The following is a 20755-nucleotide window of genomic DNA, read 5'->3' on the forward strand; positions in this document are numbered from 1 at the left end:
AGGGATTTTCAACTTTGCCGTTTGAATTTTTTGCCGACTCTCGTCTATATGGTTGTGGTTCGGTGAGGGCATATACATGGCGAAGTGGCTTTACGGGGTAGGGAACGGCTATCTGGGGCCGGTTGAAGAAGATGAGATACGCGCACTGATCCACTCGGGAACGGTGAAAGGCGAAACGCTGCTGTGGACATCTGGGGCGGATAGATGGTTACGTGCCCAGGACGTTGAGGAGTTTGCGAGCGCTTTCGTGCAGCCGCAATCTTTGCCGACACCGCCCCCGCTGCCAAACGCGCCGGCGGTATCCATAGTCGAAAACGTCAATGTACCGAGTCCTGCGCGCCCGTGGCCGCGTTTCTGGGCGAGATTAATCGACAATTCTATCGTGCTGCCGGTGCTTGGGTTTGCGCTTTCGTTTACAAGCGCGCGTTACGCTCCCGTTTTGTATTTCAAAATTGTAGAAATGAACGGTGCCGTCTGGGGGTTCTGTCTCTTGCCACTCGCAGCTTTAGTGCTTGCGCTGACAATGGCACTGACGGGGACAACGCCAGGCAAAGCAATATTGGGTATACGTGTGTCCGCCTCAAAGAACCAAGGTAGGTTAAAATTTTTTCTCGTTCGGGAGGTAAAGGTCTGGCTGGCAGGTCTCGGGCTTGGTATCCCAATCTTTGGATTGTTTACCCAGATCTACCAATACAGCCAAGTGACGGCCGGAAAACCAGCGAGCTATGATCAAGGCGGAACGGACGTCGTTGGAAAGCCGTCGAAATTCCGGGTTGGGGTAGGAATACTTTTCGCTTTGAGCCTGTACTGTTTCTTAACGTACCTGCAAGCCGAAGATCTATGGGCCAATCGCAATATTCACGCGGCCCGACTTTGGGCCAATCCCGTCAACAATCGCTCCGCCCCCATTGCCAGGATGTGGCAAGTGCAAGAGGTGACGACAAACAGTGGTCGTGTGTTTTATTTCGCGGCGAACGCGCAACTCGCAGAAGCGCTCTTTGGTTATGAACAGTTGGAGTTGGATGGACTTAAAAACCTTACCTATGCCAACGCCCTTCAGAGCACGCTCGCTGCGGATATTAGCATTAGCTCGGAGTGGGAGCCTGTGATCGTTTACGGATACCCTGCTCTTCGCGCCGTTGGTAAGAGTATCAGGGACAATGATACGAACGTGGAGATTACCGTTGCGGTTACCAAGAGGCATGCCTGGAGAACGCTTGTTTTCGCGCGCGGGCGTCCAGTAGAGGACTTGCCGGGTAAGAACGAATTTGTTCAAGCCGTATTCAGTACGGCTGATTGAAGCGATTTATTGAAGAAAACCGTGGATTATCGGGCGCTAATGGGTCAGGCCTGCGGCTTCATTGCCTGATAGTCGGGGAAGTGTTTTTCGAACTTGCGCACCCAGGCGATCAGGTCGGCGTGATCCGCTTCCCATTCTCCTTCGAACCGCAGTTGCAGATAGCCGAGCAGGGATGCCAGGGCGAAGTGCCCGCCATGCAGCCTCTTGCCGATCTTCGGCGGCTCGGCATTGAGATGGGTGAGGGCGCGGCCGACCTTCGTCCACTGCCGGTCGATCCAGGGCTGATGCTGCTTGTCCGGATCGCGCAGGCGGCGTTCATAGACGATCGCCAGGAGGCATTCGTTGGCGCCATCGCAAAGCGCTTCCAGCACCTCGGCTTCGGTGCGCTTGCTATCCTTGGCAGGGTAGAGCTTCTTGCCTTTCCGTCGATGGAAATATTGCATGATGGTGCGGCTGTCGAAGATCGCTTCGCCGTCATCCGTCAATAGTGTCGGGATCTTGCCGAGCGGATTGTTGTCGACCAGCACGTTCGGCCCAGCATTGGTGTCGACGCGGATTTCGTTGATCTCGATGCCGAGATGCCGCGCGGCCATCCGCACCTTGCTGGAAAAAGGGGAGGTGGGCGAGCAGAGCAGCTTCATGGATTCACCTGTAATATGTGCGGAATGAAATTCAGTGTTCGCCGCGCAGCCAGAACGCCCGTTGCGAGGCAAAACGGTCCTGCGCCAGCATATCTTTCAGCGCCGGCAGCAGCGCGTGCAGCTCGTCCTTCAGCGTGAAGGGCGGGTTGACGATGATGAGGCCGGAGCCGGTCAGCCCGGTAAATCCGCGGTCGCTTTTGACCGTCAGTTCGGCACAGAGGATCTTTGGGATCTCCGATGCCTGCAGCGCCTCGTGGAAGGCTTTGATCGGCGCATCCTTCTTGATCGGATACCAGAGGCAATAGGTGCCGCCGGGAAAACGGCGCCAGGCTTTGGCAAGGCCATCCGCCAGTCGCTCATATTCGCCGTCTTCCTCGAAAGGCGGGTCGACCAGCACGATGCCGCGCTTTTCCTTCGGCGGCAGATGCGCGCCGAGCGCCAGCCAGCCGTCGAGCTCGGTGATGCGTGCATGATGGTCGCCCTCGAACAGCCGGTGCAGCCGTTGGAAGTCCTCGGGGTGCAGCTCCATGGCCGACAGCCGGTCCTGCGGGCGGAACAGCATGCGGGCGAGCTTCGGCGAGCCGGGATAGAACTGCAGGCCGCCATCGGGATTGAGCTCGCGAACGGCGGTCAGATAGGGCTCCAGCAGATCGGCGAGCTGTGGCACGAGTTCGGCGTCGAGAAGCCGGCCGATACCATCCTGCCATTCGCCGGTCTTCTGCGCCTCCTCCGAAGAGAGATCGTAGAGCCCGATGCCGGCATGGGTATCCAGAACACGGAATGCCTTGTCCTTGTTCTGCATGTAGCGGACGAGCCGGGCGAGCACCGCGTGCTTGAGCACATCGGCGAAATTGCCTGCGTGGTAGATATGCCGATAGTTCATTTTCGGTGAAGTCCGTATGAATTGTTGCGATGGGCGAGATTATGCCTTTTTGCCGGACATGGCTTGAAATATACAAATACGATGAACATTGCGACCCCCATTCCAGCCAAATCCAAGATAGGCCACACAGCCTGTCCGCACGACTGTCCCTCCACCTGCGCCCTGGAGATCGATCTGACCGAGGATGGCAAGGTCGGTCGCGTACGCGGCGCGCGGGACCATTCCTATACGGCAGGCGTCATTTGCGCCAAGGTCGCTCGTTACGCCGAGCGGCTTTATCATCCCGATCGGCTGATGAAGCCTGTGCGCCGCGCTGGCGCCAAGGGCGAGGGGCGCTGGCAGGAACTCTCCTGGGACGACGCGCTGGACGAGATCGCCAATGCCTTCATCAAGGCCGAGGTGAAGGATGGCAGCGAAGCGGTCTGGCCCTACTACTACGCAGGCACCATGGGCCTCGTGCAGCGCGATTCGATAAATCGCCTGCGTCACGCCAAGCGCTATTCCGGCTTCTTCTCTTCGATCTGTACCAATCCCGCCTGGACCGGCTTTACCATGGCGACGGGCACGCTTCGTGGTCCGGATCCTCACGAAATGGGCCGTACCGACTGCGTTGTCATCTGGGGGACCAATGCGGTTGCTACCCAGGTCAATGTGATGACCCATGCGGTGAAGTCGCGAAAAGAGCGCGGCGCCAAGATCGTCGTCATCGATATCTACGACAACCCGACGATGAAGCAGGCCGACCTGGCGCTGATCGTCAAGCCGGGCACGGATGCGGCACTTGCCTGCGCCGTCATGCACGTCGCCTTCCGCGATGGTTATGCCGACCGTGCCTATATGGCAAAATATGCCGACGATCCCGCCGGTCTGGAAGCGCATCTGAAGACGAAGACACCGGAATGGGCGGCAGCGATTACCGGCCTGTCCGTGGATGAGATCGAAGCCTTCGCAAAGCTCGTCGGCACGACGAAGAAAACTTACTTTCGTCTCGGCTACGGCTTCACCCGCCAGCGCAACGGCGCCGTCGCCATGCACGCGGCGGCCTCGATCGCCACGGTGCTCGGCTCCTGGCTGTATGAGGGCGGCGGTGCCTTTCATTCCAACAGCGATATTTTTCGCATGGACAGCAGTGAGTTGACCGGCCGGTCGATGCTGGATCAGGATATCCGCATGATCGACCAGTCGCAGATCGGCCGGGCGCTCACAGGCGATGCCGTGGCGCTACGTCATCGCGGGCCGGTGACGGCCATGCTGATCCAGAACACCAATCCGGTGAACATCGCGCCAGAACAGCGGCTGGTGAAGCGCGGCTTTGCCCGCAACGATCTTTTCGTCGCAGTGCACGAGCAATTCATGACGGATACCGCCGAGATGGCCGATATCGTCATCCCGGCCACCATGTTCGTCGAGCATGACGATATCTACCGTGCCGGCGGCCAGAACCACATCCTGCTCGGCCCCAAGCTGGTCGAGCCGCCTTCGACGGTGCGCAGCAATCTCTTCGTCATCGAGGAGCTGGCGAAACGCCTTGGCGTCGCCGATCGTCCAGGCTTTGGTTTCTCCGCGCGCGAAATGGTCGACCGTCTCCTGTCGGATAGCGACCTGCCGGACTACGACTACTTCCTCGAGCACAAATGGTTCGACCGCCAGCCGGCTTTCGAGGAGGCGCACTTCCTCAACGGCTTCGCCCATTCCGACGGCAGGTTCCGTTTCCGTCCCGACTGGGTCAACCAGCCCGCTCCGAACCGCCCGCCGGACGCCGTTGGCCTGCTTGGCCCGCACATCGAACTGCCGGAATTTCCGGATCAGGTCGATGTCATCGAAGTTGCCGATGAGGATCACCCCTTCCGTCTCGCGACTTCGCCGGCGCGCAATTTCCTCAATTCGAGCTTTGCCGAAACCAAGACCTCACGCCAGAAGGAAGGCCGCCCGGAGGTGATGATCAATCCGGCGGACGCCACGGCGCTTGACGTTATCGATGGTGATCTCGTGCAGATCGGCAATGTCAGGGGCGATATCCGCATCCATGCGCGCATTACGACGGAAGTGAAACCCGGCGTGCTGATCGCCGAGGGGCTGTGGCCGAACAAGGCGCATGTGGACGGCGAGGGGATCAATGTGCTTACCGGCGCCGATCCCGTTGCGCCCTATGGAGGTGCTGCCGTTCACGACAACAAGGTCTGGCTGCGCAAGGATGTGAGATGACGAAGTTCGAGAAAGCCAAGGTCGAGATCGTCAACGAGACGACGCTCTCGGATCAATGGACGCGGCTCAGCAGCTACGACATCGACTATACGGATTCCGCCGGCGAGACGCACCGGCTGAAGCGGGAGATCTATCACCGCACGCCGGCCGCCTGCATCCTGCTCTATGATCCCAAGCGCGAGACGGTCATCCTCGTGCGGCAGTTCCGCCTGCCGGCCTATCTCACCGGATTTCCCGCCTGGATGATCGAAGTCCCGGCCGGCTTACTCGATGGCGATCATCCGGAAGAAGCAATCCGCCGCGAGGCGATGGAGGAAACCGGTTTCCGCGTCCGCGATATCAGGTTTCTTTTCAAGACATTCACCTCGCCCGGCGCGGTCACCGAAATCATCCATTTCTTCGCCGCTGTTGTCGACACCACGGACCGTGTCGCCGAGGGCGGCGGCTTGACCGACGAACACGAGGATATCGAGGTGCTCGAAGTCCGTTTGGCCGATGCGGTGGCGATGATCGAAGCCGGCGAGATCTACGACGCCAAGACGGTCATGTTGTTGCAATGGGCCGCCTTGAACAAGACAAGCTTGGGGTAAATTGTTTGGTGTGCGAGTGCACCGTCAATCGGTGCCGCGATCTTCATCACGGTGTCACGAATTGCGCCTATCGGGAGGCGATCGCCGGATAGGTCCGGACCATTGTCATATATTTGATACGATTGACGCTATTTCAGGAGAAAGCCGATGTGGCTCAGCAATTTCACGCTCGTTCTTCCCAATGAGGTGGTCGATCAGGGTTCCATTCGCATCGAGGACGGCGTGATTGCCGAGATCCGCACCGAACGGGTGGCGAACGCGACTTTCGATGGTGGCGGACGGCTGCTGATGCCCGGCTTTGTCGATCTGCATGGCGATATGATCGAGCGCGAAATCGCGCCGCGCCCGAACGCGACGATGCCGATCGATTTCGGCATCCACGAACTCGACAAGAAGCTTGCGGCTGCCGGCGTCACCACCGCCTACGCAGCTGTCTCCTTCGCCACCGAAAGCGTCTATGGCCATGTGCGCTCGCTGGAGACCACCTCGGCGGTGATCAAGGGTATCAGCAGCCTGCGTGATAACCTGCTGATCGACCACCGCGTCCACGCCCGCTACGAGATCACCAATGTCGGCGCCGCGCCGACGCTGGAGCGGCTGCTGGAGGATGGCGTCGTCGACATGGTGTCGCTGACCGACCACACGCCGGGGCAGGGGCAATACAACAATATCGAGGCCTATATCCTAAGCATGTCCGAGCGCCGTTCCATGTCGCGAGAGGCGGCAGAGCAGATGGTGGCCCGTCGTATTGCCATGCGGCAGGATCCGGATATCGAGCGCAAGCTGCACGACATTGTCGGCCTGTCCTTGAAGCATAAGCTGTCGCTCGCATCGCATGATGATGACAGCGCCGAGAAGGTCGCCGAGATGCATGATCTCGGCGTCACGATCAGCGAGTTCCCTGTGACGCTGCCGGCCGCCGAAGAGGCGCACCGTCGCGGCCTCTGGACGCTGATGGGCGCACCGAACGCGCTGCGCGGTCAGTCCATGTCGGGCAATCTGAGTGCTCTCGATGCGGCGAAAGCGGGCCTGCTCGGCATCATCGCCGCCGATTACCACCCGGCCGCCTTCGTGCCGGCGATCTTCAAGATTGCCGAGGTTGCCAGCGGCGGACTGCCTGCGGCTGTTGCCATGGCGACGGCAAATGCCGCGCGCTCTGCCGGCCTGACGGATCGCGGCGCGATCGCCATCGGCCAGAAAGCCGATCTGGTAGCTGTCGAGCATGGTGCGGTTCATCGCATCCGCACCACTTTCCGCAACGGCCGCGTCGTTTATAGCGACGGCACGCTGCATCCGCTGATGGCCATGGCTGCCTGAGGGGAAGTTCGACTAGATCCGGCTGACGTCGCCGAGCAGTGACAAGATCTGCTGGCCGGCGGCAGCCGGTGCCTTTGCCGTGGTAACGGCCTTGCCGCTTTCCATCCGTACCTTGCCTTCCGCCAGCAGCCGTAGTGACTGCGGATAGAGCCGGTGCTCTATCGTGAGCACGCGCGTCGCCAGTGCGTCGGCGGTGTCGTCGGTGAGCACCGGCACGGCCGCCTGGCCGATCACCGGGCCTTCGTCCATGCCTTCAGTGACGAAATGCACAGTGCAGCCGGCGATCCGCTGGCCGGCGTCGATGGCGCGCTGATGCGTGTGCAGGCCGGGGAAAAGTGGCAACAGCGAAGGATGGATGTTGATGATCCGGCCTTCGTAGCTCTGGATGAAGCGGCCGGTGAGCAGACGCATGTAGCCGGCAAGGCAGATGATGTCGGGCGACAGCGCCTCGAGCTGCGCGAGGATGGCCTCCTCATGCGCGTCCTTGCTGGCGAAATCCTTGCGCATGAAGGCGAAGGTGGCAATGCCCTCGGCGGCGGCCTTCGCCAGCCCGCCTGCATCCGCCTTGTCGGAAATGACGGCGACGATTTCGGCAGGGTAGTCTGAAGCCGCAGCCGCCTTGACCAGTGCCATCATGTTGGAGCCGCTGCCCGAAATGAAGACGACGACGCGTTTGCGGGCCAAACTCATATTGCCAGCGTACCCTTGTAGACGGTGCCGGCAGCGCCTTCGTCGCGGGCGATCATGCGGCCGAGCGTGACGATGGATTCGCCTTCGGCCTCGAGTGCCGCCTTGACCACGTCGACATTCTCGGCTGCGACGACGGCGATCATGCCGATGCCGCAATTGAAGGTGCGCAGCATTTCCTTGGCCTCGACACCGCCGGTCTTGGCGAGCCACGAGAATACCGGCGGCACCTTGACGGCGGCCAGATCGATCTCGGCGGCAAGATGCTTCGGCAGCACGCGCGGAATGTTTTCGGGAAAGCCGCCGCCGGTGATATGGGCCAGTGCCTTGATGGCATGGGTCTCGCGGATCGCCTTCAGAAGCGGCTTCACATAGATGCGCGTCGGCGTCAGCAGGGCTTCACCGAGCGCTTTGCCTTCTGCGAAGGGCGCCGGCGCATCCCAGGCGAGGCCGGAGAGGTCGACGATCTTGCGGACCAGCGAGAAGCCATTGGAATGAACGCCGGAGGAGGCGAGGCCGAGAATGACATCGCCCTCGGCAATATCGCCGGACGGCAGGAGCTGGCCGCGCTCGGCGGCGCCCACGGCGAAACCGGCCAGATCGTAATCGCCGTCAGAATACATGCCCGGCATTTCCGCCGTCTCGCCACCGATCAATGCGCAGCCCGCCTGGCGGCAGCCGGCCGCAATACCGCCGACGATCGCAGCACCCTGGTCGGGGTCGAGCTTGCCAGTGGCGAAGTAATCGAGGAAGAACAGCGGTTCGGCACCCTGGACGACGAGGTCGTTGACGCACATGGCGACGAGGTCGATGCCGACGGTGTCGTGATAGTCCGCGTCGATGGCGATCTTCAGCTTGGTGCCGACGCCGTCATTGGCGGCAACCAGCACCGGATCGGTGAAGCCAGCAGCCTTCAGATCGAAGAGGCCACCGAAGCCGCCGATTTCGCCATCAGCGCCAGGCCGGCGCGTCGAACGCACGGCGGGCTTGATCTTTTCGACCAACAGGTTGCCGGCATCGATATCGACGCCCGCGTCGCTATAGGTCAGACCGTTTTTTCCAGACTGGCTCATGCTTACGCCTCCGATGGCCGCCCTTCAATCGCGACAGGGCCTTGATCGGGTCGCCATTGCATGACGTGGGCCTTTATGCAAGGCGCTAACATAGGTAAAGCCTCGATTTTCCCCGCTTCACAGTGCCTGAAGGCCGATTTCCGGCCGCAGGCTTGACCATAATTGCGGCGTCATCCTATGTCCTAAGCGAGCGGCAGCAGGGCGGTGAGCAGTGGGGACGACGATGAAGCAACAAGTCAGCGGGACAAGCCTCAAGCGTCAGGTCACCTTCTGGCTGATTGTGCTCGGCGCCTTCATTGTCTTTCTCTACCTGTTCAGCTCGATCCTCTTGCCCTTCATCGCCGGCATGTCGATCGCCTATTTTCTCGATCCGGTAGCGGACCGGCTGGAAAGGATCGGCCTCAGCCGCCTGATGGCGACGATCGTCATTCTGGTTGCCTTCGTGCTGGTCTTCGCTCTGGCGCTGACGATCTTCATCCCGATCATCATCAATCAGTTCAATGATTTCGTCCAGCATATACCGGGTTATGTGCAGCAGCTTCAGCAGTTGATCGCCAAGACGCAGACGATGGTGCTGCCAGACTGGATTCGCAGTCAGATCGGCGTCCTCAAGGACAATATCTCCAATATCATGTCGGACGGGCTGAGCTTTGTCGGTGGCCTCTTCGCGCAGATCTGGAGTTCCGGCAAGGCGCTGGTCAACATCCTTTCGCTGATGGTCATCACGCCCGTCGTTGCCTTCTATATATTGCTCGACTGGGATCGGATGATCGCCAAGGTCGATGCCTGGATACCGCGCGATCACGTCGCCACCGTCCGCCAGATTGCCACTGAGATCGATCAGTCGATCGCTGGCTTCATCCGTGGCCAGGGCTCGCTCTGCATCATTCTCGGCATCTATTATGGCGTCGGCCTTTCACTGGTCGGCCTGAATTTCGGCCTGTTGATCGGCCTCTTCGCCGGTATGATCAGCTTCATTCCCTATGTCGGCTCGCTGGTCGGCCTGTTCATCGCGGTCAGTGTCGCGCTGGTGCAGTTCTGGCCGGATTATATCTGGGTTGGCCTCACGCTCGCCGTCTTCTTCACCGGCCAGTTCCTGGAAGGCAATGTGCTCCAGCCCAAGCTGGTCGGCGAGAGTGTCGGCCTGCATCCGGTCTGGCTGATGTTCGCGCTTTTCGCCTTCGGCGCGCTTTTCGGTTTCGTCGGCCTGCTGATCGCCGTTCCGGCTGCTGCGGCCTGCGGCGTGCTTGTTCGCTTTGCTCTTTCGCGATACCTTCAAAGTGACCTTTATTTTGGACACTCGGAAGCCGGCAAGGCGCGCGAAGCCAAGGCCGGAAATCCTGAGAAAAACTAGACATGACCGATGTGAAGAACGCTGATTTGAGGCGCAAGCCTGCCGAACAGCTACCCCTGGCCTTTATCCATGACGCTGCAAGCGGCCGCGACGACCTGTTGGTTGCCGATCCCTTGAATGCGGCGGTGAAGATCGTCGATTCCTGGCCGCACTGGCCGTCGCCTGTGGTCATTCTCGCCGGTCCAGTCGGCTCGGGAAAATCGCATCTCGCCAGCATCTGGTGCGAGAGAAGCGGCGCTGTGCCGATCCATCCGCAAGCCGGCTCGGACGCAGCCGTCATCGCGGCAAACGGCCCCGTCATCTTCGAGGACGTCGATCGTCTCGGCTTCGACGACACCGAGCTTTTCCACGTTATCAACAGCGTCAGGGAAAACGGCACGGGCCTGCTGATGACGAGCAGGCTCTGGCCGATGTCCTGGCCCGTTACGCTGCCCGACCTGCGTTCACGGCTGAAAGCGGCGACCGTTGTCGAGATCGGCGAGCCGGATGAAGAATTATTGTCGCAGGTGATCGTAAAACTCTTTGCCGACCGACAGCTTTATATCGATGACAAACTTGTCCTTTATATCGTCAATCGGATGGAGCGGTCCCTGAATGCCGCGCAGTTGATCGTCGACCGGTTGGACCGGCTGGCGCTTGGCCGCGGCACGAGAATTACACGCATACTGGCCGCTGAAGTCTTGAATGAATTGGGCAATTCCGGTCCGGCAGATTGAGCGACAGGGGAATTGTCACAGTTCCGTCGTCAAACTGCTATACGTGGCAAGGTCTCAGATGAGGGTAGGTGGAACATGGACTCGGCAGTAACGGAACATCAGGACGCCAATCAGCCAGCCCCGGAGGCCACGCCGCCGATCAACGAGTTGCTGAGCAGCCCCGAACGCTTCATCAACCGTGAATTCTCCTGGCTGCAGTTCAATCGCCGCGTCCTCGAGGAAACGCTGAACACGGCGCATCCGCTTCTGGAGCGCATCCGCTTCCTCTCGATTTCCGCCGGCAATCTCGATGAATTCTTCATGGTGCGCGTCGCCGGCCTCGAGGGCCAGGTCCGCCAGAAGATTCTCGTGCGCACGCCGGATGGCAAGACGCCCGCCGAACAGCTCGACGATATCCTGCGAGAAATCGACAATCTGCAGATGGAGCAGCAGGCATCGCTTGCCGTGTTGCAGCAGTATCTCGCCAAGGAAGACATTCTGATCGTCCGCGCGCCGGCTCTCTCCGAGACCGACCGGGTGTGGCTCGCCAATGAATTCGAACAGGCGATCTTCCCGGTCCTGACGCCGCTCTCCATCGATCCGGCGCATCCGTTCCCATTCATTCCGAACCTCGGCTTCTCGATCGCGCTACAGCTGGACAGCATGAATGGCCGCGAGCCGATGACCGCGTTGCTGCGCCTGCCGCCGGCGCTGGACCGTTTCGTCCGCCTGCCGGATGCCAGCAACGTTATCCGCTACATCACGCTCGAAGATGTCGTGAACATCTTCATTCAGCGTCTCTATCCCGGCTACGAGGTAAAGGGTTCGGGCACCTTCCGCCTCATCCGCGACAGCGATATCGAAGTCGAGGAAGAAGCCGAAGATCTGGTTCGCTTCTTCGAGACGGCTCTGAAGCGCCGCCGCCGTGGCTCTGTGATCCGCATCGAGACCGACTCGGAGATGCCGCTCGAGCTGCGCCAGTTTGTGGTGGAATCGCTGAACGTGCCGGAAAACCGCATCGCCGTTCTGCCGGGCTTGCTGGCGCTCAATACCCTGTCCGAGATCTGCAAGGCGCCGCGCGACGATCTGCGCTTCGAGCCATACAATGCCCGATTTCCTGAGCGCGTCCGCGAACATGCCGGCGACTGCTTCGCCGCCATCCGCGAAAAGGACATGGTGGTCCACCATCCTTACGAATCTTTCGACGTGGTGGTCCAGTTCCTGATTCAGGCTGCGCGCGATCCTGACGTTCTGGCGATAAAGCAGACGCTTTATCGTACCTCCAACGATAGCCCGATCGTGCGTGCGTTGATCGACGCCGCCGATCTCGGCAAGTCGGTGACTGCGCTGGTCGAGCTCAAGGCGCGCTTCGACGAAGAAGCCAACATTCGTTGGGCACGCGATCTGGAGCGTGCCGGTGTGCAGGTGGTCTTCGGTTTTATCGAGCTCAAGACGCATGCGAAGATGTCGATGGTCGTGCGCCGTGAAGACGGCAAGCTGCGCACCTATTGCCACCTCGGCACGGGTAACTACCACCCGGTCACCGCCAAGATCTACACCGATCTGTCCTACTTCACCTGCGACCCGAAGATCGCCCATGACATGGCGAACATCTTCAACTTCATCACCGGCTATGGTGAGCCGGAGCAGAGCACGAAGATCGCCGTTTCGCCCTATACGCTGCGCCCGCGCATCCTCCAGCACATCGAGGAGGAAATCGAGCACGCCAAGAGCGGCAAGCCGGCGGCGATCTGGATGAAGATGAATTCGTTGGTCGACCCCGACATCATCGACGCGCTTTATCGCGCCAGCAACGCCGGCGTCGAGATCGATCTCGTCATACGCGGCATCTGCTGCCTGCGTCCGCAGGTACCGGGCCTGTCCGAGAATATCCGCGTCAAGTCGATCATCGGCCGCTTCCTCGAGCACAGCCGCATCTTCTGTTTCGGCAATGGCCAGGGCCTGCCCTCGGACAAGGCGCTCGTCTATATCGGCTCGGCCGACATGATGCCGAGAAACCTCGATCGACGTGTCGAAACCCTCGTTCCGCTGACCAACAAGACCGTGCACGAGCAGGTTCTTTCACAGATCATGCTGGGCAACATCATTGACAATCAGCAGAGCTACGAGATATTGCCGGACGGGACTTCGAGGCGTACCGAGGTGCGCGCGGGGAAAGAGCCGTTCAACGCGCAGCAGTATTTCATGACCAATCCCAGCCTGTCCGGCCGTGGTGAATCGCTGAAATCCAGTGCGCCGAAACTGATCGCCGGGCTGTTGTCGGGCCGCAAGAAATAACTGGACCTGCATGGTTGAATCAGAAGCCCAGGGGCGCCTTCCCGGTATAGCCCCGGTCTCCGTTGTCGATATCGGGTCGAACTCCGTTCGTCTTGTCGTCTATGAAGGCCATTCGCGGTCGCCGACCATTCTTTTCAACGAGAAGGTGCTTTGCGGCCTCGGCAAGGGCATAGCGCTGACCGGAAAGATGGACGAGGAGAGTGTCGCACGCGCACTCGCGGCCCTGCACCGGTTCAAGGCGCTGTCCGACCAGGCGCGCGCATCGACCATCTATGTCCTGGCGACGGCCGCTGCCCGTGAGGCGAGCAACGGCCCTGATTTCATCCACAAGGCCGAGACGATCCTGCAGCGCAAGGTACGCGTGCTGTCGGGCGAGGAAGAGGCGCGCTTTTCGGCGCTCGGCATCGTCAGCGGATTCTTCCATCCGAACGGCATCGCCGGCGATCTTGGCGGCGGTTCGCTGGAGTTGATCGATATCAAGGACAGGGAGATCGGCAAGGGCATCACCCTACCGCTCGGCGGCCTGAGATTGTCGGAATACGCCAATGGTTCGATCGAGAAAGCCCGCAGCTTTGCCCGCAAGCATGTGAAGACCGCGAAGCTGCTCGGTCAGGGCGAGGGGCGTACCTTCTACGCGGTCGGCGGTACCTGGCGAAACATCGCCAAGCTGCACATGGAAATCCGCAAATATCCACTGCACATGATGCAGGGCTACGAAGTGTCTCTCGATGAGATGATGCGTTTCCTCGATCAGATCGGCGAACCCAAGGAAACGAGAGATCCGGCTTTCCTGTCGATCTCCAAGCACCGCCGCTCGCTGCTGCCCTTCGGTGCGGTGGCAATGCGGGAAGTGCTGGCTGCGATGAAGCCGTCCGTCGTGACATTCTCGGCCCAGGGTGTGCGCGAGGGCTACCTCTATTCGCTGCTGACAGAAGCTGAGCGCAATAGCGATCCACTGCTGACGGCTGCCGGCGAACTCGCCATCCTGCGTGCCCGCTCGCCGGAGCACGCGCGCGAGCTTGCCGAATGGACCGGCCGCATGATGCCCTTGTTCGGCATCAGCGAGACGGAAGAGGAGAGCCGTTATCGCCAGGCCGCGTGCCTGCTTGCCGATATCAGCTGGCGCGCCCATCCCGATTACCGTGGCCTGCAGGCGCTGAACATCATCGCCCATACGTCCTTCGTCGGCATCACTCATGCTGGCCGCGCCTTCATCGCGCTTGCCAATTATTATCGTTTCGAAGGCCTGCATGACGACGGCGCCACCGAGCCGCTGGCGACAATCGCCACGCCGCAGCTCATCGAGCGTGCCAAGCTGCTCGGCGGCCTTTTGCGCGTCGTCTATCTGTTTTCGGCCTCGATGCCGGGCATCGTGCGCGATCTGTCGATCCGTCGCTCATCAAGCCCGGATCTGGATCTCGAATTCGTCGTCCCGGCCGAATATCACGATTTCGCCGGCGAACGGCTGGACGGCCGGCTGCAACAGCTCGCCAAGCTGACGAACCGGCGGTTGGCGTTCCGGTTCGAGTGAAGTCGTTCCCTCACCCCGCATTGCGGGGAGAGGGTGTTCGCATCTAAATCACTTCGCGTTCAGGAAATCACCGACTTCGAGAATGCTGAACTCGTTGTCGTCAGCCTTGTCGACTGCACGGCCGGCCGAGAAGGGCAGGTTGTTGTCGTTGCCGATAATGATGTGCGTGGCATCGACGCGGTCGACATTCTCGATGGTGACAAACGGCATGTCGTAGAAGCCGTCACCGCCGCCCTGGCGGCGCTTGTGGTCCGGATCCTCGATATGCAGCAGGTCGATGTAGCCGATCTTGCGCACGGCCTTGCCGACATTGGCGTCGCTGAATTCGATCTTGTAGACGCGCTTCAGTTCTGCCGGAGCCTCGAAGCAATCCGGCTTCGGCTGTTTCGGATCGGCGCAGGCCTTGTCCTTAGTGCCCGCACCGTTGTCGCGCTCGATCACCAGCGCGGTCTTGTCGTCCAGCATGTTAAAATCGCCGATCGACGCACCCTTGTCCGCGAAAGGATAGAGCCAGCTACGGCCGGTCCAACTTTTCGAGGCGGTGTCGAATTCGATGACGCGGATGGCGGTATGGCCATCGACGTTTTCCATCTGGCCGTCATCCTTGTAGAGCGCGCCTTCGAGCAGGCCGTAGAGTTTCGTTCCGTCCTTGGACAGAGCGAGACCTTCAAAGCCGCCGGAGCGCTTCAGGTTGAAGGCCGGCATCTTCTGGGAGGGATTGCCGGGCAGCTGCAATAGGGCGTTGTCGGGAGACATCACCGGCTTGCCGTCGAGCGTGGTCGGGAAAACGTCGGTCAATTGACCCGATGTATCGAACTTCAGCAGATAGGGGCCGAATTCGTCGCCGATCCAGAAGCCATCGGCGACAGGCTGGATCGATTCGATGTCGAAATCGGTGCCGGTCAGGTAGCGCGTATTCGAGCCTTCGAGAACGATCGGGAAGGGGGCTTTCTTGTTCGGATCGGACAGGAACAGGTTCTGGACGACATCCACCTTGCCATTGTCCCAGTCGAACTTGAGCTGGTGGAGGAACAGCATGGCGTCGCTCGAATTCTGCTTGGAGCCGAAGCCGTTGTCCGACAATGTCCAGAAGGTGCCGTCGGGCATGGCTTTGATGCCGGAGAAGCCCTGGATCGGCTGGCCGTCGAAAGGCAGCTTCAGGTCGGTCACGCGGGCGCCGTCTTTGCCCGGAACCGTGCCGATGGCCTCGGTGCGCTTGCGGTCCGGCGTCGTGAACTTACCGGAGGTCTTCAGGAAATCTGGCGCATCGGCGGGTGCTGCGGCAATCGTGTTGGCCGGCAGGATGGCCTGCGCGGCCAGCTTTGCGGGAAACTGCTGGTCATCGGCATGGGCCGTGGCGGCGAGCAGAACAAAAAGTGCCGTGGAAGCGAAAAGAATTCGGGTCATCGTGTCACCTTGTTGGCTTGGATTGGCAAGACAATCCTCGCTTAACAGGCGAGCTGTATCGGCTAATTAACGCTTGGGTGAAGCTTTGGTGACTGTGCACAACTCATAGGCTGTGGGATGCGGCGCCTGATGGAGGCGCACCTATTGCGCACCGCTTATGGCCCGCGGCACGGCGCGGCTCTGCATATGCAGGGCAATGACACCAAGCGTGTGGTCGCGGCCGCGAACGGCATGGTCGCCGAGATCTTCCTTGATGATCCCATCGGGAAGCTCGAGCCGCCTTGCGAGATCGGCTGAGATCAGCACCTGGCGTTCCAGTGTTTTACAAAAGGATTCCAGCCTTGCGGTGGTGTTCACCGTATCGCCGAAATAAGCGATCTTGTGGTGATCGACACCGATTTCGGCGGTGACGATGTTCCCACCGTGCAAGGCGGCCCTGAGACGAGGCACCCGGCCGTAGGATTTCAGCCATTTCTCCGCGTTTGCCTCGATGTCGGCAAGGATATCGAAAACGCAGCGCACACAGTTGGCATTCTTCACGCCGCGCTCAAGCGGCCAGGTGATGATGGCGGCGTCGCCGATATAGTCGTCGATGGCACCCTTGTGCCGCCGCACCGGCTCTGCAAAGGCGCTGAACAGCGAGCCGAGGAACTCCTGCGCCTTGAGGTCGCCATGCTCTTCGGCAAACGCCGTCGAGCCGACAAGGTCGATGAACAGGAACACCCGCTCTTCCTGCACCGGGTTGCGATAGCGGCCGGTCAACAGGCTGAGGAAGACGTCGCGACCGAGCAATTCCCGGACGCGTCCGACGAAGATGACGATGGCGGTCACCGCCACGGCGTAGAGATAGACTTCGATCTGCAGCAACGTGACGTCGGCCCAGGCGCCCGTCATCAGCCCCAAGGATTTCATCAAGCTGCCCGCGATCGCAAAGCCGGTGGCGATCAGGGCGAAATCGGCGATGAGCGCGGAGGCGATGAAGGCCGGCGTGGGCAGACGATGCATCCACTGGTTCAGGCGCGGGAGAATCATGCGGCGCTCGAAGGCCAGCAGCGGCATGCCGGTGAACAGCGCGTAGATTGCGCCGATATACATTGGCGATTCCGGGAAAAACATCCTGCCGTAGGCAACGCCGCTTCCGATGAGGAAGAGCGCCGTCAGGATCCAGTTACGCAGTGAAGGGAATGTTCCCATTCGGTCGGCCCACTAAGAGATGACGCATACTGCCAAAAGCGGAGCGTTTCGGCAAAGACTATGCGTCATCAAACATATGATGACGCCAAGCGTTCAGTCCAAGAGATTTACGGCGTATTCGTGGTTGCGGCCGGCATCTCTATTTCCGAACCCAACATAGTCAACGAGCGGCCGGAAAGGGGCGTTCGGCGACTACAGGGCGACTGTCTCGACCCGTTTACCGACAAAGCGCAAAGCGACCTGGCCTTGAATGAGCTGCAGGGCCGTCTCGCCGAAGAGATCGCGTCGCCAGCCGGTGAGGGCGGCGACGTCGGCCTTCTCGCCTTCGGCCGCGATCTTGTCCAGATCTTCGCTATTGGCGATGACCTTCGGCGCGACGCCATGCTTTTCGGCGGTGAGCTTCAGTAGAACCTTCAGCAGTTCGGCGGCGGCGGCAGTGCCCTCCGGAGCCTGTTGGTGACGCGGCGCATGCGGCATGTCGGCTTTGGGTAACTCCAGGGCCTGATTGATCGCTTCCAGAACGGCAGCACCCGAGGCCGAGCGCTCCCAGCCCTTGGGGATGGTGCGCAGACGGGCGAGCGCTTCGGTATCCTTCGGCTGCTGCTGGGCGATTTCGTAGATGGCGTCGTCCTTCAGCACGCGGGCGCGCGGCACGTTGCGGGCGCGTGCCTCGCGTTCGCGCCAGGCGGCGACATATTTCAGCACGGCCAGTTCCTGCGGCTTGCGCAGCCGCATCTTCAGCCGCTGCCAGGCATCATCGGGATGCAGGTCGTAGGTTTCGCGCGCTTCGAGGATCGCCATTTCCTCGAGCAGCCAGGAGGCTCGGCCTTCGCGCTCGAGCTGCTCCTTCAGCGAAAGATAGACATCGCGCAGATGGGTGACGTCGGCGAGCGCATAGTCGAGTTGCTTTTCCGACAGCGGACGACGGCTCCAGTCGGTGAAGCGCGAGGACTTGTCGATCTGGATATTCTTGATGCGGTTGACCAGCTGGTCGTAGGAGACCGAATCGCCGAAACCGCAGACCATGGCCGCCACTTGCGTGTCGAAGATCGGATGCGGAATGAGATTGCCGCGATTGAAGATGATTTCGATGTCCTGGCGGGCAGCGTGGAACACCTTCATGACGGCGGAATTTGCCATCAGCTCGAAGAAGGGTTTCAGGTCGAGTCCCTTCGCCAGCGGATCGACGATCACTTCGGTCGTCGGGCTCGACATCTGAATCAGGCAGAGTTCCGGCCAGAAGGTCGTCTCGCGCAGGAATTCGGTGTCGATGGTAATGAATTCTGACTTGGCCAGCTCTTGGCAGGCCGCCTCTAACTGGGCGGTAGTTTCGATCATATCAACACATTCATCGGTAAAATAGTTTGTTAATCTTCCTTCTCCTTTCGGCCGGATAAGTCAATACGTCGAGAGACGAAGTATCTCACAGCATTCCGCTTTTAGGAAAAATCAACGAAAAGGCCACAGCTCTAGGCCACGCGCATATAACTGGTCATGCCCGTCTTCTGATGCTCGATGATATGACAATGAAGCAGCCAGTCGCCCGGATTGTCGGCGACGAAGCCGAGTTGCACCTTTTCGTCCGGCTGGATCAGGTAGGTGTCGGATACGAAGGGCTGCACCTGTCGTGTCGAGGAGGAGAGCACGGTGAAGCTCATCCCGTGCAGATGGATCGGATGGGCATGCGGCGTCACGTTTTCCATGTCGAGGACATAGCTCTTGCCAAGCTTCAGTTCGGCGAGAGGCGCGGTCGGATCGGGCGTATCGCCCGGCCATGGCACCTTGTTGATTGCCCAGAAACTGTAACCGAGCGAACCGCAAATGCTGTCGGTGGCGGTATCTTCAGCCGTGGCGCTGAGGATGAGTGGGATGTGCTGCGCGGCACCGATATCAGCCTTTGCGACGGGATTATCCTCCAGAGGCGCCAGATCGCGAACGTCGCGCTTCAGTGAGCTGCCGACCGAACGCAGCGTCGCCAATACCTTCGGATCGGTGCCCCTGATATCCTCCAGCTTGACGATCGCACCTTCCTCGTCCGGCATCCGCACGGCCAGTTCCAGCCGCTGGCCGGGGCCAAGCTGCAATAGATCCAGAGGAAAACGCTGAGGCACCGGATTGCCGTCAATGGCGATTACCGTCGCCTGAGCCCCGTCCATCCGCAAGGAATAGATGCGCGTGACGTCGGTGATGGCGAGGCGCAGGCGCACCAGTCCGCCGGAGGGCGCATCATATTGCGGTTGCTGCTGCCAGTTGGCGGTTCGCACCGTCCCATAGGTGCCGGATTTGGCGGCATCGCGGGGGCGGAATTGGGCAATAAACTGCCCGTCGCCGCCGAGTCGCCAGTCGCGCAGGTTCAACACGACCTCTGAGTCGAACACGGGATCTCTGGGATTTTCCACGACGATGACGCCGGTCATGCCGTGGCCCATCTGGATCAGCGTGTTGCAATGCGGATGATACCAGAAGGTGCCGGCATCCGGGGGCGTGAAGGCATAGTCGAAGTGGTCGCCGGTATAGACATAGGGCTGCGTCAGGAATGGCACGCCATCCATCTTGTTGGGCAGCCGGATGCCATGCCAGTGGATCGTCGTGGGGTCGTCAATGCCGTTGATAAGCCGCGCGGCGAAGGGCTCTCCCTTCCTCATGCGCACGACCGGTGGCTGGCCCGCGTCGCCATAGGTCAGCACATCCCTGGTCACGCCGCTATCCGCCAAGCTGGCCTGGGTCTTCACGGTCTTCAATACCTGCGGTTCCGCCGCCATCGCCTTGCCGCTGAACTTGCCGGCGATGCCAAGCCCCACACCATAGGCACCGGCCACGGCAGAGGCTTTCAGAAGATTGCGGCGGGTCAGGATCGGCATTCGGGGCTCCGGGGATGCGGGACTATGCTTGTCTGTTTAAAGTTGAGCGTAGTCTTCAGCAATAGCACTGAGGTAGCCAAACCGTCGCATCGGCTACTGGCGGTGGCGGTGCGTGATGCTCGCGGCGATGGAAATCTATCTGGTTTTTTGCTTTCTGGCGGAGAGATAATGACTGAAGCGAGAGAACTCTTGCATCGCGACGTTCCTGATCGACATCGACAATTTGCCAGAGCAATGCGCAGTGATGCCACCAAGGCTGAGAATATGCTTTGGCAAGCTCTCCGGCGCAGTCAGCTCGAAGGGTTCAAGTTCAAACGACAGGTTCCTGTCGATGGTTACATTTTGGATTTCGTATGTTTTGAAGCGCGGCTGATCATCGAGGTTGACGGCGCACAACACGCGGAAAGCGCAATAGATAGGAAGCGAGACGCGTATTTCTCAAATCAGGGTTTTCGCGTGCTGCGAGTCTGGAACCATGAGGTCATCGAAAATCTTGAAGGGATCTGTTTGACAATCCTGGCAGAGTTGAAAAGCATCGGAGAATGAACAGAAGAGTGAGGCAGGCTCGGAACCTATCTCGCCCTTGGCGGGCGAGAAAGCAATTTCACTGGTTTAGGAATTGCGCTACTGTACGCTCAACACGTTCAAGGCTTGGCGCAATTTCTAAGCCATTGAAATTGCAAGAGCGGGGGTCACGTTCTTGCCTCGGTAAACTGCAA

The 20755-nt window shown here is 60.1% G+C and carries 17 protein-coding genes; 9 read left to right on the forward strand and 8 right to left on the reverse strand.

From position 1 onward, the window contains the following. The first annotated feature begins 76 nt into the window (after positions 1-76). Positions 77-1300: an RDD family protein gene (locus tag HB780_RS31950; RefSeq protein WP_183692413.1), complete on the forward strand. Its 1224-nt coding sequence runs from the start codon at positions 77-79 to the stop codon at positions 1298-1300. A 44-nt stretch (positions 1301-1344) separates the two neighbouring features. Here HB780_RS31950 and HB780_RS31955 read toward each other — a convergent pair whose 3' ends face one another. Further along, positions 1345-1941, reverse strand: a complete 597-nt coding sequence (locus HB780_RS31955) for a glutathione S-transferase (RefSeq protein ID WP_183692415.1) — start codon at positions 1939-1941, stop codon at positions 1345-1347. Positions 1942-1972: 31 nt separating this feature from the next. Continuing rightward, positions 1973-2824, reverse strand: coding sequence for a 23S rRNA (adenine(2030)-N(6))-methyltransferase RlmJ (locus HB780_RS31960; protein ID WP_183692417.1), 852 nt, complete (start codon positions 2822-2824; stop codon positions 1973-1975). A gap of 81 nt (positions 2825-2905) precedes the next feature. Here HB780_RS31960 and HB780_RS31965 point away from each other — a divergent pair, with 81 nt between their 5' ends. From HB780_RS31965 to HB780_RS31975, 3 genes are all read left to right on the forward strand, one after another. Continuing rightward, positions 2906-5029 carry a molybdopterin-containing oxidoreductase family protein gene (locus HB780_RS31965; RefSeq protein WP_286203203.1) on the forward strand — a complete coding sequence of 708 codons (2124 nt, stop codon included), beginning with the start codon at positions 2906-2908 and terminating at the stop codon, positions 5027-5029. Continuing rightward, on the forward strand, positions 5026-5619 hold the full coding sequence (locus HB780_RS31970; protein ID WP_183692421.1) for an NUDIX domain-containing protein: 594 nt from the start codon (positions 5026-5028) through the stop codon (positions 5617-5619). Before HB780_RS31965 ends, HB780_RS31970 begins: the two co-directional genes overlap by 4 nt. 147 nt (positions 5620-5766) lie before the next feature. After that, complete coding sequence (locus HB780_RS31975; RefSeq protein WP_183692423.1) at positions 5767-6936, forward strand: alpha-D-ribose 1-methylphosphonate 5-triphosphate diphosphatase; 1170 nt, start codon at positions 5767-5769, stop codon at positions 6934-6936. A gap of 12 nt (positions 6937-6948) precedes the next feature. Here HB780_RS31975 and purN read toward each other — a convergent pair whose 3' ends face one another. Then, positions 6949-7626 (reverse strand): phosphoribosylglycinamide formyltransferase, encoded by a 678-nt coding sequence (purN, locus tag HB780_RS31980; protein WP_183692425.1) that lies wholly within the window; start codon positions 7624-7626, stop codon positions 6949-6951. Then, entirely contained in the window at positions 7623-8696 is a 1074-nt protein-coding gene (purM, locus tag HB780_RS31985) for a phosphoribosylformylglycinamidine cyclo-ligase (RefSeq protein WP_183692427.1), read from the reverse strand. Before purM ends, purN begins: the two co-directional genes overlap by 4 nt. Before the next feature lie 223 nt (positions 8697-8919). Here purM and HB780_RS31990 point away from each other — a divergent pair, with 223 nt between their 5' ends. The 4 genes from HB780_RS31990 to ppx all read left to right on the forward strand — a co-directional run bounded on the left by HB780_RS31990 (position 8920) and on the right by ppx (position 14574). Further along, the gene (locus HB780_RS31990; protein WP_183692429.1) at positions 8920-10050 is read left to right on the forward strand and encodes an AI-2E family transporter; all 1131 of its coding nucleotides are present in this window, start codon (positions 8920-8922) and stop codon (positions 10048-10050) included. A 2-nt stretch (positions 10051-10052) separates the two neighbouring features. After that, the gene (gene hdaA / locus HB780_RS31995; RefSeq protein WP_183692431.1) at positions 10053-10766 is read left to right on the forward strand and encodes a DnaA regulatory inactivator HdaA; all 714 of its coding nucleotides are present in this window, start codon (positions 10053-10055) and stop codon (positions 10764-10766) included. 75 nt (positions 10767-10841) lie between these two features. After that, positions 10842-13043 carry an RNA degradosome polyphosphate kinase gene (locus tag HB780_RS32000; protein WP_183692433.1) on the forward strand — a complete coding sequence of 734 codons (2202 nt, stop codon included), beginning with the start codon at positions 10842-10844 and terminating at the stop codon, positions 13041-13043. A gap of 10 nt (positions 13044-13053) precedes the next feature. Further along, positions 13054-14574, forward strand: coding sequence for an exopolyphosphatase (gene ppx, locus HB780_RS32005; protein ID WP_183692435.1), 1521 nt, complete (start codon positions 13054-13056; stop codon positions 14572-14574). Positions 14575-14622: 48 nt separating this feature from the next. Here the strand turns inward: ppx and HB780_RS32010 are convergent, their stop codons facing one another. The 4 genes from HB780_RS32010 to HB780_RS32025 all read right to left on the reverse strand — a co-directional run bounded on the left by HB780_RS32010 (position 14623) and on the right by HB780_RS32025 (position 20036). After that, positions 14623-15981, reverse strand: coding sequence for an esterase-like activity of phytase family protein (locus tag HB780_RS32010; protein ID WP_183692436.1), 1359 nt, complete (start codon positions 15979-15981; stop codon positions 14623-14625). 141 nt (positions 15982-16122) lie between these two features. Next, entirely contained in the window at positions 16123-17175 is a 1053-nt protein-coding gene (locus tag HB780_RS32015) for an adenylate/guanylate cyclase domain-containing protein (protein WP_183692438.1), read from the reverse strand. 192 nt (positions 17176-17367) lie between these two features. Next, the gene (gene rnd, locus HB780_RS32020; protein WP_183692440.1) at positions 17368-18513 is read right to left on the reverse strand and encodes a ribonuclease D; all 1146 of its coding nucleotides are present in this window, start codon (positions 18511-18513) and stop codon (positions 17368-17370) included. 131 nt (positions 18514-18644) lie between these two features. Continuing rightward, positions 18645-20036, reverse strand: coding sequence for a multicopper oxidase family protein (locus HB780_RS32025; RefSeq protein ID WP_183692442.1), 1392 nt, complete (start codon positions 20034-20036; stop codon positions 18645-18647). Between the two features lie 24 nt (positions 20037-20060). Here HB780_RS32025 and HB780_RS33545 point away from each other — a divergent pair, with 24 nt between their 5' ends. After that, a complete protein-coding gene (locus tag HB780_RS33545) occupies positions 20061-20582 on the forward strand; it encodes an endonuclease domain-containing protein (protein ID WP_435693904.1) in 522 nt (173 codons plus the stop codon). Positions 20583-20755 lie beyond the last annotated feature (173 nt).

Source organism: Rhizobium lusitanum (genome assembly GCF_014189535.1).
Classification (GTDB): Bacteria; Pseudomonadota; Alphaproteobacteria; order Rhizobiales; family Rhizobiaceae; genus Rhizobium; species Rhizobium lusitanum_C.

Bases quoted from the DNA above. Each gene is read 5' to 3' on its own strand.
- HB780_RS31950 (WP_183692413.1), top strand. From the start codon at position 77: ATGGCGAAGTGGCTTTACGGGGTAGGGAACGGCTATCTGGGGCCGGTT.
- HB780_RS31955 (WP_183692415.1), bottom strand. From the start codon at position 1,941: ATGAAGCTGCTCTGCTCGCCCACCTCCCCTTTTTCCAGCAAGGTGCGG.
- HB780_RS31960 (WP_183692417.1), bottom strand. From the start codon at position 2,824: ATGAACTATCGGCATATCTACCACGCAGGCAATTTCGCCGATGTGCTC.
- HB780_RS31965 (WP_286203203.1), top strand. From the start codon at position 2,906: ATGAACATTGCGACCCCCATTCCAGCCAAATCCAAGATAGGCCACACA.
- HB780_RS31970 (WP_183692421.1), top strand. From the start codon at position 5,026: ATGACGAAGTTCGAGAAAGCCAAGGTCGAGATCGTCAACGAGACGACG.
- HB780_RS31975 (WP_183692423.1), top strand. From the start codon at position 5,767: ATGTGGCTCAGCAATTTCACGCTCGTTCTTCCCAATGAGGTGGTCGAT.
- purN (WP_183692425.1), bottom strand. From the start codon at position 7,626: ATGAGTTTGGCCCGCAAACGCGTCGTCGTCTTCATTTCGGGCAGCGGC.
- purM (WP_183692427.1), bottom strand. From the start codon at position 8,696: ATGAGCCAGTCTGGAAAAAACGGTCTGACCTATAGCGACGCGGGCGTC.
- HB780_RS31990 (WP_183692429.1), top strand. From the start codon at position 8,920: ATGAAGCAACAAGTCAGCGGGACAAGCCTCAAGCGTCAGGTCACCTTC.
- hdaA (WP_183692431.1), top strand. From the start codon at position 10,053: ATGACCGATGTGAAGAACGCTGATTTGAGGCGCAAGCCTGCCGAACAG.
- HB780_RS32000 (WP_183692433.1), top strand. From the start codon at position 10,842: ATGGACTCGGCAGTAACGGAACATCAGGACGCCAATCAGCCAGCCCCG.
- ppx (WP_183692435.1), top strand. From the start codon at position 13,054: ATGGTTGAATCAGAAGCCCAGGGGCGCCTTCCCGGTATAGCCCCGGTC.
- HB780_RS32010 (WP_183692436.1), bottom strand. From the start codon at position 15,981: ATGACCCGAATTCTTTTCGCTTCCACGGCACTTTTTGTTCTGCTCGCC.
- HB780_RS32015 (WP_183692438.1), bottom strand. From the start codon at position 17,175: ATGGGAACATTCCCTTCACTGCGTAACTGGATCCTGACGGCGCTCTTC.
- rnd (WP_183692440.1), bottom strand. From the start codon at position 18,513: ATGATCGAAACTACCGCCCAGTTAGAGGCGGCCTGCCAAGAGCTGGCC.
- HB780_RS32025 (WP_183692442.1), bottom strand. From the start codon at position 20,036: ATGCCGATCCTGACCCGCCGCAATCTTCTGAAAGCCTCTGCCGTGGCC.
- HB780_RS33545 (WP_435693904.1), top strand. From the start codon at position 20,061: ATGCTTGTCTGTTTAAAGTTGAGCGTAGTCTTCAGCAATAGCACTGAG.